Raw genomic sequence first — 15,835 nt, 5'->3', positions numbered from 1 at the left:
GGCCGATCCGACATGCACTTCGTCTTCTGGCATTCCTACCTGATGTTCCACCAGGCCGCGTACATCCGCGAGCTGGCGAACACGCCCGGCAACACCGTGCACTGGTGCGTGACGCAGGCCCTGCCCGCGCACTACCGCGACCGCGGCTACCCGCAGCCCGACACCGGCCGCATCCAGGTCCACGTCGCGCCCACGCCGGCGCAGGTCGCCGAGCTGGCCACGCTGCCCGGCTCGGTGCAGGTGTTCTTCGGCCTGCGCGGCTTCGCGCTGCCGCTGGCGGCCTTCCAGGCCAGCCGGGGCGCGCCGGTGCACCGCTTCCTGATGACGGAGAACCGCTACGAGCCGGGCGCGCGTCTGCTGCCGCGCTGGCTGGTCTACACCTGGGACGCGCTGCGCCACCGCCGGCACTTGAGCGGCGTGTTCTGCATCGGCCACGCGGGCCGCTATGGCGGCGCCCGGTTCTTCGCGGCCTGCGGCTACCCCCGCTCGCGCACCGTGCCCTTCGTGCACGTGGTGGACCCCACGCCGGTGCCGCGCACGCCGGTGTCGCACGGCCATCTGCAGGTGCTGTACGTGGGCCAGCTGATTCCGCGCAAGCGCGTCGACCTGCTGCTGCGGGCCTTCAGCCAGCTCGACGTGCCCACGGCGCGCCTGCGCCTCCTCGGCCAGGGCCCGGAAGAACCGGCGCTGCGGCGGCTGGCCGCGCGGCTGGGCATCGCCGAACGGGTGAGCTTTTCGCCCGGCCTGCCCAACGCCGAGACCGTGGCCGCCATGGCGGGCGCCGACGTGCTGGTGCTGCCCAGCCGGTTCGACGGCTGGGGCGCGGTGGTCAACGAAGCCCTGATGGTCGGCACGCCGGTGATCTGCAGCAACCGCTGCGGGGCCAGCGACCTGATCGAAAACGGGCGCAACGGCTACGTGTTCGAGGCCGGCAGCGCCAGCGCGCTGCGGGAGCGCCTGCGCCAGTACTGCGAGGACTTCCACTGGAACCGCACCGAACTGGCGAACACGGAAACCGCCCGCCTCGGCGGGCCGGCCGTGGCCGCGCGCTTCCAGCACAGGCTCGCGCAACTGCTGGCCCCGCAGCAGACGCCCCCGCAGCCCGCGGTGCCCGGCACCGCCACCCCGATGGTGAAGCGATGAACGTCGGCATCCTGACCTTCCACTTCAGCGACAACTACGGCGCCGCGCTGCAGGCCTACGCCCTGCGCCGCTGGCTGACGGAGCAAGGCCACCGCGCCAGCTTCATCGACTACCGGCCCGTGCACATCGAGCGCGGGGGCCGGCTCAGCCTGCCGACCTCGCCCGCCCGGCTCAAGGCCAATGTGAAGGTGGCCTACCTGGCGCTGTCGTCCTTCGTCCACCAGCACTTCGGCCACCCCGGCCAGCGCGACAAGTTCCTGCGGTTTCGGGAGCAGCACCTCGGCGTCGGGCGCGCCGCCGCGCCCAGCGACAACCGCGCCTCGCTGGCCGCCGCCCGAGCCTTCGACCTGATCGTGGCGGGCAGCGACCAGATCTGGAGCCCGTCCCAGCATTTCGGTTTCGACCCGAACTACTTCCTGGCCTTCGCCGAGTCCTTCGGCGCCCGCAAGATCGCCTACGCCGCCAGCTTCGGCCGGGACCAGGTGTCGCCCACCGAGGCCGCGCAGCTGCCCTACCTGCTGCAGCACTTCGACGCCATCTCCGTGCGCGAGGCCTCCGGCGTCGCCCTGGTCGAACGGGCCACGGGCCAGCCGCCGGCCAACGTGCCGGACCCGACCCTGCTGCACAGCGACTACTCGGCGCTGACCGAGCGCGCGCCGGCCCCGCACCACGGGCCCTACGTCTTCTGCTACGGACTGCGCTCGCCCGACAACATCCGCTCCAGCGCCGAGTGCGTGTCGCGCGAGCTCGGCTGCCCGGTGCTGTCGCCACACAACCCGCACCGGCGCTGGCCGGAGATCGGGCACACGGTGTACCCCGATCCCGGCGAGTGGGTCTCGCTGGTCCAGCACGCGCAGTTCGTCGTCACCAACTCCTTCCACGGCACAGTGTTCGCCCTGCTGTTCCGCAAGCCCTTCATCGTGGCCGGGCTCACCGGCGAGAAGGCCAGCGCCAACGCCCGCGCGCTGAACCTGCTGCGCGCCGTCGGCCTGGAGCGGCGCTTCGCCGCCGGGTTCTCGGCGCCGAACGTGCGCTCGCTGGTGGCCAGCGACATCGACTGGGCCGACGTGGAGCAGCGCCTGGCGGCGATGCGGCACACCGGCCGGGCGTTCCTGCGCGCGCAGCTGGAGGCGGTGGTGCCGGGCGAGGCCCGGCCGCTCCCGCCGCGCCCAGCGCCGCCACGCGTTGCACGGGAGGTCCTGCAGTGAGCGATTCCCTCAGCGATTTCCGCTCGCTGCGCTACCGCAGCGGTTTCGGCGGCGCCGCGCTGCTGCGCCGGCTCGCGTGGGAGCTGGTCTGGCTGCTGGCCTTTCGGCCGACCCCGCGCTGGGCCCTGCACGGCTGGCGGCGCTTCCTGCTGCGCGCCTTCGGCGCGCGCATCGGCGCGGGCTGTCGCATCGCGCCCTCGTGCCGCGTCTGGGCGCCCTGGAACCTGACCATGGGCGAGTTCTCCGCGCTGGGCGACGGCGTGGACTGCTACAGCATGGGCCGCATCACCATCGGCTCCAAGGTCGCCGTCAGCCAGCGCAGCTTCCTGTGCGCCGGCTCGCACGACATCCGCAGCCTGTCGCGGCCCCTGGTGACCGGACCCATCGCGATCGAGGACCACGTGTGGATCGCGGCGGAGTGCTTCGTGCACCCGAATGTGTCGATCCGCGAGGGCACCGTGGTCGGCGCGCGCTCGGTGGTGACGCAGGACCTGCCGGCCTGGTCGGTCTGCGTCGGGCACCCGTGCCGAAAGATCAAGGACCGCGTGCTGGGAGAGGCCCATGTTTGACAAGGTGGCCAAGTTGGCGGGCATCTTCAGCGAGGCCTTGCGCGACGCGGCGCTGTTCCTGCGCTTCAACTCGTACTCGCCGTTCGTGGACAAGTCCCGGCGCGCCTTCTACAAGATCATCATCGAGGCCCACACGATCGAGAAGGGCCTGTCGCTGCCGAGCCCGAAGCCGCTGTTCGGCAAGGACAAGGTCCGCTTCGTGATGAGCGCGCTCTCGCGCTACGACATCGGGCACTCGCCGGTGCCGGCCCACATGTCGCTGGGCGCGCTGGAGGCCTACCTGGCCTTCCACGCCCAGGCCGGCGCCAGCGACCCCCTGCTCGACGAGATCAGCGGCTACCTGAAGCAGTGGGAAACCCGGCTGCCCAGGCCGTGGCGGGGCGGCACGCGGGACTACCGTTTCGACGGCCAGCCCGCCGGCGACCTGCAGCACCTGATCGCCGGCCGCTCGAGCGTGCGCACGCTGTCGCCCGCGCCGCTCGACCCCGCGCGCATCCTCGAGGCGATCGCGCTCGCGCAGCAGGCGCCCTCGCAATGCAACCGCCAGGCCACCCGGGTGCACACCTACCAGGACCCGGCCCGCATCCAGGCACTGCTGGCGCTGCAGGGCGGCTCGCGCGGCTTCGCCGACACGGTCGGCAACCTGTTCGTGGTGAGTTCCGACATCTGCGCCTGGGGCGGCCCCGGCCAGCGCAACCAGGCCTATGTGGATGGCGCGCTGTTTGCCATGTGCCTGCTGCTGGCCTGCCGGGCCCTGGGCTGGGGCGCCTGCCCGCTCAACCTGGCGATCGACCACAAGACCGAATCGGCGATCCGCCGCGCGGGCGGCATTCCCGCCGGCGAGCGGCTGATCCTGATGATCGCCTTCGGTGAACCGGCCGCCCCGCAGACCCGCGTGGCCTTCTCGCCGAGAAGGCCTGCCGCGGAAATCGCCACCCTTCACGCCTGAGGAGAGCTTGATGCGCATCACGGCGATCATCCTGACCCACAACGAATCCCTCCACATCGAGCGCGCGATCCGCTCCATCCAGGCCTTCGCGGACCAGATCTTCGTGGTGGACTCCGGCTCCACGGACGGCACCACCGACATCGCCCGGCGCCTGGGCGCGCAGGTCTGCGCCCACGCCTTCGTCAACCAGGCCCGGCAGTTCCAATGGGCGCTGGACACGCTCGACATCCGCGGCGACTGGGTGCTGCGCCTGGACGCCGACGAAATCATCGAGCCCGACCTCGCCCGCGAGATCGCCGAGAAGCTGCCCCGGCTGCCGACCGACGTGGTCGGCGTCAACCTCAAGCGCAAGCACATCTTCATGGACCGCTGGGTGCGCCACGGCGGCCGCTACCCGCTGCGGATGCTGCGCCTGTGGCGCCAGGGACACGGCCGCATCGAGAACCGCTGGATGGACGAGCACATGGTGGTCTGGGGCGGGCGCACGGTCACCTTCGATGGCGGCTTCGCCGACCACAACCTCAAGGACCTGGCCTACTTCATCGACAAACACAACCGGTACGCCACGCGCGAAGCCATCGAGGTGCTCAACCAGCGCCTGGGCCTGTTCGCCCAGGACGGCGCGCTCAACGCCCGCGGCGCCTCGCACCAGGCGGCCTTCAAGCGCTGGGCCAAGGAGCGGATCTACAACCGCATCCCCTTCACCCTCAGCGCCACGCTGTACTTCGTGTGGCGCTATGTCTTCCAGCGCGGCTTCCTGGACGGCCGCAGCGGGCTGGTCTACCACTTCCTGCAGGGCTACTGGTACCGCTTCCTGGTGGGGGCCCGGGTCATGGAGCTGCAACAGGCCGTGGCCCACCTGCACGACAAGGCCGCCATCTGCGCCGAGCTGAGCCGGCTGACCGGGCACAAGCTGGTGGCGCAGAGCGACACCACCCCGGACGTGGACGTCGGCGACCAGCGGCTGGCGCCGCGGCATTGACCGGAGGGCATGGCATGCACCTGTTCTCCCTCTCCCCCTGGCGCCTGGGCCTGCTGGCCACCCTGGGCCTGGCGGGGCCCGTCCTGGCCCAGGCCCAGACTCAGGCCGGCGGCGCCCTCATCTGCGAGGCCGCCACGCCGCCGCCGGGCGCCCTGCAGGTGGGCGCGGTGCAGGCGCTGTTCCGCGATTGCCCGCGCCTCGGCGACGTGGACTTCACCGGCAAGGCCGACGGGCACAAGTACTACAGCGGCGTCTCCTTCGCGCCGCTCAAGGGCCCCAGCCTCTACGGGCCCGCCGACGACGGCGTGGTCCTCAAGCGCGGCGGCCTGCTGGCCACCGCGAAGGCCACCGCGCACCCCGGCCAGTTCCCCCTGCTTCGGGGCGACCGGCCGTTCTACATCGAGGCCCAGGTGGCGATCTCGTCGAACGACCGCGACAACTTTCCCGCCGTCTGGCTCATGCCCATCGAACACAACCCGCGCATGGAAGACGTCTACGAAGGCGATCCCAAGGGCTTCGAGCGCTGGTTCGAGCTGGACATCGACGAAGGCGGCTTCGGCCCCGGCGGGCACCACACGGCCATTTCGTGGTCCGGCATCTACCCCAACTACAAAAAAATCCAGAACCCCAACCCGACCTCCAAAGAACCGCTGGACCGCACCCAGCCGAACGTCTTCGGCGTGTCCTACTCGCCCGACACCCTCAGCGTGCGCTGGTGGCTCAATGGCCGGCCGGTGCTCGAGGCCTCGCACCCCTATGTGCCCGAGATCGCGCGGCGACAGAATTTCTACCTGATCGTCTCGGCGCAAAGCCACAAGAACATCAGCGACTACACCCTGATGTTCATGGGCGTGCGCGCGTTCGCGGGCGAGGCGGCCCGGCCCGCCAGGCCCCCCCAGCCAAGGGGCGCGCCATGAAGCTGCTCGTCTACGGCATCAACTTCGCGCCCGAGCTCACCGGCATCGGCAAGTACACCGGCGAGATGGCGCAGTGGCTGGCCCAGGCCGGGCACGAGGTGCGCGCCATCACCGCCCCGCCGTACTACCCGGCCTGGCGGGTGCAGGAGGGCCACAGCGCCCGCCGCTACCGCCGCGAGCACTGGCAGGGCGTTCGGGTCATCCGCGCGCCGCTGTGGGTGCCGCGCCAGCCAGGCGGCCTGCAGCGCCTGCTGCACCTGGCCAGCTTCGCGCTGAGCAGCCTGCCCGCGCTGTGCGCCCAGTGGCGCTGGAAGCCCGATGTGGTGTGGGTGGTGGAGCCGCCGCTGATGTGCGCGCCCGCCGCGGCGCTGTTCGCCACCCTGCGCGGGGCCAGCGCCTGGCTGCACATCCAGGACCACGAAGTCGACGCCGCTTTCGACCTGGGGCTGGTCAAAGGCCGCGCGCTGCGCGGCGCGGTCCAGCGCGCCGAGCGCTGGCTGATGCGGCGCTTTGACCGTGTCTCCACCCTCTCCGGCCGCATGGTGGAGCGCACCCTCGACAAGGGCGTGGCGCCCGAACGCGTGGTGCACTTCCCCAACTGGGTGGACATCGACGGTATCGCGCCGCTGGCCGCGCCCAGCCCCTACCGGGCCGAGCTGGGCCTGGCGCCGGACGCCGTCGTCGCCCTGTACTCCGGCAACATGGGCAACAAGCAGGGGCTGGAGGTCATCGCCGACGTGGCGCGCCTGCTGCGGGACGAACCCCGCATCCGCTTCGTGCTGGGCGGCAGCGGCTCGGGGCGGGCCGCCCTGCAGGCGCGCTGCGCGGGCCTGCCCAACGTGCGCTTCCTGGACCTGCAGCCGCTGGAGCAGCTGAACGACTGGCTCGGCCTGGCCGACGTGCACCTGCTGCCGCAGCGGGCCGACGCGGCCGACCTGGTGATGCCATCCAAGCTCACCGGCATGCTGGCCAGCGGCCGCGCCGTGCTGGCCACCGCGATGGCCGGCACCGAGCTGTGCCGCGTGGTGACCCACGACGCCGCCTGCGGCCAGGTGGTCCCACCCGAGAACCCGGCCGCCATGGCCGAGGCGCTGCGCGCGCTGGCGGCCGACCCGACCGGCCGCGCCGCGATGGGCGCCAGCGGCCGCCGCTACGCCGAGGCCGAACTGAGCCGGGACGCCGTCCTGCGCCGGTTCGAGGCGCAGCTGCTGGCCCTGGCGCAGGCGAGCCCGAGCGACACCCGCCGGGCCGCCGTCTGAAGCAGGCCCCACCCGGGCCGGAAAGGAGTTGATCATGCACAACCACCCCTTCGCGAACGCCCGGCCCTGGGCCCTGGCGGGCGCGGCGCTGCTGGCCGTGGCGGCCGCCGTGCCGCTGTGGGCCCAGACGCCGCCCGAGGCCGGCCCTGGGGCCGCGCACGCCGTGCCGGCCAGCGCGCCGCTCGAGGCGCCGGGCACCGCCGCTGGCGCCACCGCCGCGCTCAGCGCGGCCCCGGCCGACGGCGTGGGCCCGAACTACCGAATCTCGCCCAACGACCTGATGGAGTTCGACGTGTTCGGCGTGCCCGACATGAAACGCGACCTGCGCGTGAACGCCACGGGCGAGGTCTCGCTGCCGCTCATCGGCCAGGTGCCGGTGGCCGGGCTGACCACGCAGGCGGCGGCGCGGCTGATCGCCGACCGCTACCAGGAGAAGTACCTGCAGGACCCCCAGGTGTCGCTCTTCATCAAGGAGTTCACCACGCGCCGCGTGGCCATCGAAGGCGCGGTGCTGCGTCCCGGCGTCTACCCGATCGCGGGCCAGCTCACGCTGCTGCGCGCCCTGGCCTTGTCGGGCGGCTTCGCGCCCTATGCCGACATCAACAAGATCGTCGTCTACCGCAACCAGGCGGGCGGCGCGCGCGAACAGTTCACCTACGACCTCGACAAGGTGCGCGCGGGCCAGGAAAAGGACCCCGACATCCGCTCGGACGATGTCATCGTGGTCCAGCGCAACGCCCGGCGAACGGCCCTGCGGGACTCGCTCTTCAGCGACATCCTGAACACGCTCAACCCATTCAACTGACGGGGAGGGATCCATGGCCATTGAACGACACCCGCTGCCCGCGATGCCCGATCCGAGGGACGCGCTGGCGGTGCAGCGCGAAGCCGCCCTGTCCGAGCTGTTGCTCGCGCGCAGCGAATCCAGCGCCCCGGCGGAAGACCGCATCGACCTCAAGACCCTCTGGCGCGCCCTGGCGCGGCACCGGCGGCTCATCCTGGGCGTGACCGCCCTGTTCACCCTGGCGGCCGGCCTGTACACGCTGCGCATCACGCCACAGTACGAGAGCACGGTCATGCTGCAGATCGACCGCGCGGCGCAGAAGGTGGTGGGCTTCAACACCGAGTTCGAGGTCGAGGAGGGCCCGCTGTCCGAGCAGCTGCAGCTGCGCACGCAGGTCGAGCTGCTCAAGAGCCGCAGCCTGGCCGAGCGCGTCATCGACGAGATGGGCCTGTACAAGCCCGGCGCGTCGGCGCCCCCGGCCGCCGCGCCGGGCGAAGGCGATGCCGTGGCCGCGGCGCCCGCCGGGCCGCTCGAACAGGCCACGGCCCTGCTGGGCGGCTGGCTGGCCCGGCTGCATGGCCTGGTGGCCGCCGCGCCACCCGAACAGAACACGCTCAACCGCGCCAGCGCGCTGGCGCAGTTTCAGCAGTCGCTCGCCGTGGAGCCCATCCGCAACTCGCGCCTGGTGCAGATCAGCGTGCGCAACGCCGACCCGCAACTGGCCGCCGGCATCGCCAACACCACCGCCCGGGCCTTCCTCGCCACGCACATCGAGCGCAAGCTGGAGTCCTCGCTCTACGCGCGCCAGTTCCTGGAGGAGCAGATCCGCCAGACCAAGGCCAAGCTGGAAGAGAGCGAGCGGGTCATCAACACCTACGCCAAGAAGAACCAGATCCTGAACCTGGGCGACAAGGGCAGCGCCGCCACCCAGACCTTCGTGGATTTTTCCGCCGCGCTGGCCAAGGCGGAGCAGGACCGCATCAAGGCCGAGACGCTCTACAACCAGGTCAGGCTCGACCCCGAGAGCGCGCCCCAGGCGGTGGTCAACGAAGCCATCCGCGCCTACAAGGAGCAGCGCGCGCGCCTGGAAGCCGACTACGCCAAGAACCGCTCCGTCTTCAAGCCCGACTACCCGAGCATGGTGCAGGCGCGCGCCCAGATCGCCGAGCTGGACGGGCGCATCAAGACGGAGGTGAACAACATCCTGTCGAGCATCCAGGGGCAGTACCTGGCGGCCAAGAAGGCCGAGGACCAGCTGCGCGCCAAGGTGGCCAGCACCCGCGCGGAGGTGCTGAGCGTGCAGGACCGCAGCGTGGACATGAACCTGCTGAGCCGCGAGCTGGACACGAACCGGCAGGTGTACGACAGCCTGCTGCAGCGCCTGCGGGAGGTGAGCGTGACAGCGGGGCTCACGACCAACAACGTGAGCATCGTCGACCGGGCGGCGGTGCCGCTGTTTCCGGTCTCGCCCAACGTCAAGCTCAACGTCGGCCTGGGCCTGATGGCCGGCCTGTTCCTGGGCCTGCTGCTGGCCCTGCTGCGCGAGCAGATGGACGACTCCGTGAAGAACGCCAACGACATCGAAACGCGCTACCGCCTGCCGCTGCTGGGCCTGATCCCCTTCACGCGCCCGCCGAAAGGCCGCAAGGAGGCGGTGGCGCTGCTGGCCCACCACGAGCCGCGCGGCACCTTCGCCGAGTCCTACCGATCCATGCGCACCGCGCTGCAGTTCAGCACGGCCGATGGCGCCCCCGAGCGCTTCATGGTGACGAGCTGCGGCAAGAACGAGGGCAAGAGCACGACGGCGCTCGCGCTGGCCATCAACTTCGCGCAGATGGGCCAGAAGGTGCTGCTGATCGACGCCGACATGCGCAAGGGCGGCATGCACAGCCTGCTCAAGCTGCCGAACGACAGCGGCCTGTCGAGCTTCCTGAGCGAAGACCTCGACAGCGCGATGCTGATCCGCGAGACGCCGGTGCCCCACATGGGCCTGATCACGGCCGGGCCGGTGCCACCCGATCCGGTGGAGCTGCTGATGGGCCCGCGCCTGGGCCGGCTGCTGGACCAGGCGCGGGCGCTGGGCTACGAACAGATCGTGATCGACGGGCCGCCGCTGCTGGGCATTTCGGACGCGATCGCGCTGGGCAACCAGGTGCACAACATCGTGCTGGCCGTGCGGGCCGGCGTGACGCGCAAGGAGAGCCTGAAGGACGCGCTGCGCCGCCTGCGCACCGCCGGGCTGCGCCCGATGGGCGTGGTGCTCACGCACGCGCGCAGCGAGCACATCATCGACCGCGCCTACGCGGACTACTACGGCCACGGCCACGCCCCGGGCGAGCGGCGCGCGCCGCGCACCGCCCGGCCGGCCCCCAGCCCGGTGCCGCTGACGGCCCAGCCCCGCATCGAACCCACCATGGGCCCGCATTCGGCATGAGGGCCGTGCAGTGACCGCGCCCGGCCGCCCCGCGCCCGACTGGAACCGCCTGCTGCCCACATTGCTCGATTTCGAGCGCTCGCCCGGGCGCTACCCGGTGCGGCTGCGTGAGCCGCGCCCCCTGTTCGACGGCGTCGGCAGCGTGATGCTGCTGGCCAGCGGGCGGGCGGTCCAGGGGCTGCCCGCGACCCCCTGGAACGAGGCCGAGCTGCGCCGCGCGGCGCGCTACTTCGTGCGCACCGTGATGCTGCGCCCGGGCGCCGACCCGTTCACCCTGCTGGGCCTGACACCGGACTTCGAGCCGGCGCAGCTGCGTGAGCACTACCGCCTGATGATCCGCCTGACGCACCCGGACTTCATCGCCGCGGGCGGCCACTGGCCCGCCGACGCCGCGACACGGGTCAACCGGGCCAAGGAGTTGCTCTCATCGCCGCAGCAGCGGGCCCACTTTGCCGCCACGCTGCGCCTGCCGGCCAGCCGGGGGGCGGCGGTGCGCACCAGCGCCTTCCTGCTGGAGGTGCTGGGGGGGCGCTAGCGGGGCCACAGGACCCACAGGCGCAGCGGCTGCTTGAGCGTGGCCGCCTGCCGGTAGGCCTCGTCGTTCCAGCCGCCCCAGCCGGTGAACAGGTCCGCGCGCACCGCGCCCAGGATGGCGCCGCCCGTGTCCTGCGCCAGCACCAGGCGGTTGGCCACCAGGGCGGGGCCCTGCGTGGCCAACCACACCGGCGTGCCGTAGGGAATGCTCTGCGGGTCCACCGCGATCGAGCGCCCCGGCGTCAGCGGCACGCCCTGAGCGCCGCGCGGGCCGAAGCGCGCGTCCAGCGGGCTCAGCGGGTCTTCCTTGAAGAACACCGTGCGCGGGTTGCTCCACAGCATCTCGTTCAGCCGCTCGGGGTTCTGCCGCGCCCAGGCCTTGATGGACTCCCACGAGGCCTCGCGGATCGCGCCCTGGTCGAGCAGCCAGCGCCCCACGCTCTGGTAGGTGTGGCCGTTGTGCGCCGCGAAGGCCAGGCGCACCTGGCGCACGCGGCCATCGGGCTCGGTCAGGTTGACGCGGCCCGTGCCCTGGATCTGCAGGATCAGCGCGTCGATCGGGTCGGCCAGCCAGGCGATGGCGCGCCCGCGCAGCGCCGCCTGCGCCTCGGGCAGGGTGTCGATCTGCTGGCGCGTGTACCAGCGCTGGCCGCTGGCGGTGGCGGGCAGACCGGCGGGCACGCCATACAGCGGCACACGGTGGGTCGCCGTGGGCTCGCGCGTGGCGTCCATGATGGGCTCGTAGTAGCCGGTGAGCAGGCCGTCCGGCTCGCGGCCGTCGGCCTCGAGCACGCGGTAGGGCTGCAGTCGCTCCTGCATCCAGGCCTGCTGGCGCGCGGCGTCGGCAAAGGCCAGCGGCCGCGCCTCGGCGCACACCGCCTCGAAGCCCGGCGCCGGCCGGTCGCAGCCCTGGAGCAGGGCGTTCCAGGCCTCGTGCAGGCCGTCCTGGCCCCAGCCGGGCAGGGCAGTCCAGTCCACCGGCACCCAGCGGCTCTTGCTGTGCTGCTTGGCCGCCGGGCCCATCGCCGCTTGCGGCGCGGGAACTTCCGGCCGCGGTTCGGGCACCACCCGTGGGCCCACGGCGCAGGCCGCGAGGCTGCCTACAATGCCCGCCGCCACGGCCCACCGCGCCAGCCTGTTCATTCCTTCGATTCCGTCCGCCATGACCTTGTTGTTGCTCGAAGCGCTGGGCGCGCTGCTCCTGTTGGTGTTCATCGTGTGGTGGACCATGTTCTCCGGTCGCCGCAAGGGCGAACTGCCCGAGGACGCCGAACGCGACAAGCCGGCCGCCCGGGAACAGGACCCGCCCGGGCGCTGATCGTTCCCGCGTTCGGGCGCCTGTTCACGCATCGCGCAGGCGGTTGGCCAGTTCCACCGCCGACTTCACGCCCATCTTGTCGAACACGCGCGAGCGGTGCACCTCCACCGTTCGCACGCTGATCTGCAGCTGATCGGCCACCAGCTTGTTCGGCAGGCCGGCCACCACCAGGTTCATGACGTCGCGCTCGCGCTCGGTCAGGCTGTCCAGGCGCTGCTGCAGCTCGTGCCGCACGGCGCGCTCGGCCAGCTGCGCGGCCGACTGGCGCAGCGCCTGCTCGACCCGGTCGACCAGGGCGTTGTCGGAGAACGGCTTCTCGCAGAAATCGAAGGCGCCCCGCTTGACCGCCGCCACCGCGGTGGCGACGTCGGCGTGGCCCGACAGGAAGATGATGGGCATGGCCGCCTGCCAGGGCAGCAGGCGCAGCTTCTCGAACAGGGCCAGGCCGCTCATGCCGGGCATGCGCACGTCCAGCAGCACGCAGCAGGGCACGTCGGGCGCCTGGCGCGCGACGGCGGCGCCGGCCAGGAAGTCCTCGGCGCTGTCGAAGCCGTCGCTGATCAGGCGGCGCGTGCGCAGCAGCCAGGCCAGCGCCTCGCGCACGCCGGCGTCGTCGTCCACCAGGTAGATCTTCGCGTCGGGGAATTCGGTCATGGGCGGATGATAGGAGCGCGGCCCGCCCGGCCCTTCAGGCGGCGTGGGCCTCCAGCGGCTGCGCCGCGTGCGCCTCGGCCACGGGCAGCGTGAAGGAAAAGCGCGTGCCGCGCGGCAAGGCCGGCTCGAAGTGCAGGGCGCCGCCGTGCTGCTCCACCACGGTGCGGCACAGGCTCAGGCCCAGGCCCATGCCCTCGGCCTTGGTGGTGAAGAAGGGCGTGAACAGGCGCTGGGCCACCTCGGGCGGCAGGCCCTGGCCGTGGTCGATCACGTCCACGCGCACCCAGCGCGCGCAGCGCCCCGTGCCCGGCTCGTGGGCCTCGCCCATCACCGGCGCGATGGCGATGCGCAGCACGCGCAGGCCGCTGGCCGTGCCCGGGTCGCCCAGCGGCATGGCCTGCATGCCGTTGCGCGCAAGGTTGAGCAGCACCTGTTCGACCATGGTGCGGTCGCACCACACGCGCGGCGTGCCGGGCGCGATCTCCACCTGCAGCCGGATGCCGCGCTTCTTGGCCTGCAGCGTCAGCAGCGTGGAGATGCCCTCGATCAGCAGATGCGGCTCCACCGCCTCGCGCACCTGGTCGCGGCGGCGCACGAAGTCGGCCACGCCGCGGATCACGCGGCCCGCGCGCTCGGCCTGCTCGGCGATGCGCCGGATGGCGCGCTCGATGTCGTCGCCCACCGGGTCCTCGCCCCGGTCCGGCTCCTGCTGCAGCAGGTTGAGCGTACCGCTGGCGTAGCTGGCGATGGCGGCCAGCGGCTGGTTGAGTTCGTGGCTGATGAGCGAGGCCATCTCGCCCACCGTGGCCAGGCGCGCCGTGGCTTGCAGCTTGTCCTGCGAAGCGCGGTTGAGCTCCTCGATGCGGCGCTGCTCGGTGAGGTCGATGATGGCGCTCATGTAGCCGGTCTGCACGCCCTGCGCGTCGATCAGCGGGGCCTCGATGATGAGCACCGGAAAGCGCGTGCCGTCGCTGCGCCGGAACACCGATTCGTAGCCTTCGCGCGGCAGCGTCTGCCCGGCCAGGCGCACGGCCTGGCGCTGCTGGTACTCGTCCACCAGCTCGGGCGGCCACCAGGGCGCGGGCAGGCCGCTGCCCACGAGCTGCTCGGCGCTCAGGCCCACCATCTGGCAGAAGGCCGGGTTCACGTAGGTGATGCGCCCGCTCATGTCGCGCGCCCGCAGGCCGGTGACCAGCGAGTCCTCCATGGCCTTGCGAAAGGCCAGGGCGTCGGCCGCGCGCTGCTCGGCGCGCTGGCGCCGGCGCATGTCGCGCGCCAGCAAGGCCAACACGGCCAGCAGCGCCAGCGACAGCGCGCCCACCACGCCGGTGAGCACGTTGGGGAACAGGCCGAGCGCGCGGCGCGGGCTCTCCAGCTGCAGCAGCAGGGTGTGGCCGGGCAAGTCGAGCAGGGCGTGCGCGCTGAGGGTGCGCCGCTGCAACGGCACCACGCTGTGCACGGCCAGCCGCGCGCCGTCGCTCTCCACGAAGCTCAGGCCGCGCCCGCGCAGCGTGGCCGCGTCGGTCAGCTCGGCCAGCATGGCGGGCAGCGAATAGGTGGCGATGAGAAAGCCGCGCGACTCGCCGGCCTCGCTCAGGGGCAGGCACAGCTCCATCACCTCCAGGCCGCGGCCGTCGCGCTTGGGCCAGAAGTAGCTGGCGGAATAGGCAGGCCCCGACAGGCGCAGGGCGGCGTCGCAGGCCTGGCGCACCTCGGGCAGGGCCTGGCTGCGCGGCAGCAGGTCGAACACGTCGGGCCGGTAGGGTGACAGGCGCTGCGCCAGCACCTGCATGGCCGGATCGCGCCACTCCAGCCGCACGAGCTCGCGCCGCTGCGCCAGCAGCTCGGCGGCGGGCGGGTCCCAGCCCGTGGGCGTGGGCGAGAAGGCGTTGAGCGACTGCAGGGTCTGCACGTTGCGCAGCAGCGCGCTGCGGATCTCGCCGACCACGGTGGTGGCGTCCTGGTCGAGCGCGGCCTGATCGCGGCCCACCTCGTACTCCGCCGCCAGGAACACCAGCACCGCGAGCAGCGCGGCCACCAACAGCAGCAGGGCGCCCCACAGCGGCCAGCGATGGGATTTCACGAAGCCACCCCCCTGGTGTTTGCGCGATACCACCGACAGTCCGTCGCGGTGGCTGGCGGTGTCGGGGCTGTGCCCCAGGCCCTGGGCACGCCCACCCAGCCACGAGCGCAATGCCTCACCACCACACGAGCCCCACGGCCAACGAGAACACTCAGCAGAGCACGCGGTGTTCCAGGCAGGGCAGCTGCTCGCGCACCTGGCGGATGCGCGCCATGTCGATGTCGGCGAGCGCCAGCCCCGGGCCCTCGGCGTGCAGGGCCATCACCTGGCCCCAGGGGTCGATCACCATGCTGTGGCCCCAGGTGCGGCGGCCGTTCTCGTGCACGCCGCCTTGCGCGCTGGCGATCACGAAGGCCTGGTTCTCGATCGCGCGGGCGCGCAGCAGCACCTCCCAGTGGGCCGAGCCGGTGGTGTAGGTGAAGGCGGCCGGCACCAGCAGCACCTCGGCCGCCAGCAGGCGGTACAGCTCGGCGAAGCGCAGGTCGTAGCACACGCTCTGGCCGATGCGCCAGTTCTCGCCGTCGCGCGCGCGCAGCTCGAAGTGGGTGGGCGTGTCGCCGGCCTGCAGCACCGCCGCCTCGTCGTAGCGCTCGCGGCCGTTGTCGTAGCGGAACAGGTGGATCTTGTCGTAGCGGCTCAGGCGGTGGCCCTTGGCGTCGAAGCTGAGCGAGGCGTTGGCGGCGTGCAACGGGTCGCTGGTGGCCATGGGCAGGGTGCCGCCGACGATGCACATCCCGAGGTCGCGCGCGGCGTCGGCCAGGAAGTCCTGCACGCGGCCCAGGCCCTCGTTCTCGGCGATGAGCAGCTTGTCCTCGTCCTTGGCGCCCATGAAGCAGAAGTACTCGGGCAGCACCGCGAGCTCGGCCCCGCAGGCGGCGGCCTGGCGCAGCAGGCGCAGGGCTTCGCTGAGGTTGGCGTCCAGGCTGATGCCCGAGACCATCTGGATGGCGGCGACTTTCATGCGGTCAATCCTCCGGCGGAAGGGGGCGTGCCAGCGCCCT

Annotated in this window: 14 protein-coding genes; 10 read left to right on the top strand and 4 right to left on the bottom strand. The window is 72.1% G+C overall.

From position 1 onward, the window contains the following. Positions 1 to 12: 12 nt before the first annotated feature. Genes BHU06_RS13880 through BHU06_RS13835 form a run of 10 tightly spaced genes read left to right on the top strand, consistent with a single transcriptional unit; the run spans position 13 to position 10,780 of the window. On the top strand, positions 13 to 1,143 hold the full coding sequence (locus BHU06_RS13880; RefSeq protein ID WP_070399767.1) for a glycosyltransferase: 1,131 nt from the start codon (positions 13 to 15) through the stop codon (positions 1,141 to 1,143). Beyond that, entirely contained in the window at positions 1,140 to 2,351 is a 1,212-nt protein-coding gene (locus BHU06_RS13875) for a polysaccharide pyruvyl transferase family protein (RefSeq protein ID WP_070399766.1), read from the top strand. Before BHU06_RS13880 ends, BHU06_RS13875 begins: the two co-directional genes overlap by 4 nt. Next, positions 2,348 to 2,920 (top strand): putative colanic acid biosynthesis acetyltransferase, encoded by a 573-nt coding sequence (locus tag BHU06_RS13870; protein ID WP_083293235.1) that lies wholly within the window; start codon positions 2,348 to 2,350, stop codon positions 2,918 to 2,920. Before BHU06_RS13875 ends, BHU06_RS13870 begins: the two co-directional genes overlap by 4 nt. Further along, complete coding sequence (locus BHU06_RS13865; RefSeq protein ID WP_070399765.1) at positions 2,913 to 3,869, top strand: nitroreductase family protein; 957 nt, start codon at positions 2,913 to 2,915, stop codon at positions 3,867 to 3,869. Before BHU06_RS13870 ends, BHU06_RS13865 begins: the two co-directional genes overlap by 8 nt. Positions 3,870 to 3,879: 10 nt before the next feature. After that, positions 3,880 to 4,851, top strand: coding sequence for a glycosyltransferase family 2 protein (locus BHU06_RS13860; RefSeq protein WP_070399764.1), 972 nt, complete (start codon positions 3,880 to 3,882; stop codon positions 4,849 to 4,851). Positions 4,852 to 4,865: 14 nt separating this feature from the next. Then, positions 4,866 to 5,768 carry a hypothetical protein gene (locus BHU06_RS13855; protein ID WP_070399763.1) on the top strand — a complete coding sequence of 301 codons (903 nt, stop codon included), beginning with the start codon at positions 4,866 to 4,868 and terminating at the stop codon, positions 5,766 to 5,768. Continuing rightward, positions 5,765 to 7,027: a glycosyltransferase WbuB gene (locus BHU06_RS13850; protein WP_070399762.1), complete on the top strand. Its 1,263-nt coding sequence runs from the start codon at positions 5,765 to 5,767 to the stop codon at positions 7,025 to 7,027. Before BHU06_RS13855 ends, BHU06_RS13850 begins: the two co-directional genes overlap by 4 nt. Positions 7,028 to 7,061: 34 nt before the next feature. After that, positions 7,062 to 7,832, top strand: coding sequence for a polysaccharide biosynthesis/export family protein (locus BHU06_RS13845; RefSeq protein WP_139147072.1), 771 nt, complete (start codon positions 7,062 to 7,064; stop codon positions 7,830 to 7,832). A gap of 13 nt (positions 7,833 to 7,845) precedes the next feature. Further along, positions 7,846 to 10,245, top strand: coding sequence for a polysaccharide biosynthesis tyrosine autokinase (locus BHU06_RS13840; RefSeq protein ID WP_083293234.1), 2,400 nt, complete (start codon positions 7,846 to 7,848; stop codon positions 10,243 to 10,245). Positions 10,246 to 10,255: 10 nt separating this feature from the next. Then, complete coding sequence (locus BHU06_RS13835; RefSeq protein ID WP_070399759.1) at positions 10,256 to 10,780, top strand: DnaJ domain-containing protein; 525 nt, start codon at positions 10,256 to 10,258, stop codon at positions 10,778 to 10,780. Here the strand turns inward: BHU06_RS13835 and BHU06_RS13830 are convergent. The 4 genes from BHU06_RS13830 to BHU06_RS13815 all read right to left on the bottom strand — a co-directional run bounded on the left by BHU06_RS13830 (position 10,777) and on the right by BHU06_RS13815 (position 15,795). Then, positions 10,777 to 12,009, bottom strand: coding sequence for a murein transglycosylase A (locus tag BHU06_RS13830; RefSeq protein WP_175442856.1), 1,233 nt, complete (start codon positions 12,007 to 12,009; stop codon positions 10,777 to 10,779). The genes BHU06_RS13835 and BHU06_RS13830 overlap by 4 nt on opposite strands. Positions 12,010 to 12,121: 112 nt before the next feature. Then, complete coding sequence (locus BHU06_RS13825) at positions 12,122 to 12,751, bottom strand: response regulator transcription factor (RefSeq protein WP_070399758.1); 630 nt, start codon at positions 12,749 to 12,751, stop codon at positions 12,122 to 12,124. Between the two features lie 34 nt (positions 12,752 to 12,785). Next, positions 12,786 to 14,834, bottom strand: a complete 2,049-nt coding sequence (locus BHU06_RS13820) for a nitrogen regulation protein NR(II) (RefSeq protein ID WP_070399873.1) — start codon at positions 14,832 to 14,834, stop codon at positions 12,786 to 12,788. A 151-nt stretch (positions 14,835 to 14,985) separates the two neighbouring features. Then, positions 14,986 to 15,795 carry a carbon-nitrogen hydrolase family protein gene (locus BHU06_RS13815; protein ID WP_070399757.1) on the bottom strand — a complete coding sequence of 270 codons (810 nt, stop codon included), beginning with the start codon at positions 15,793 to 15,795 and terminating at the stop codon, positions 14,986 to 14,988. Positions 15,796 to 15,835 lie beyond the last annotated feature (40 nt).

Source organism: Hydrogenophaga sp. PML113 (assembly GCF_001777155.1).
GTDB classification, from domain to species: domain Bacteria; phylum Pseudomonadota; class Gammaproteobacteria; order Burkholderiales; family Burkholderiaceae_C; genus Hydrogenophaga; species Hydrogenophaga borbori.
This window is presented reverse-complemented; position numbering and strand designations above follow the sequence as displayed.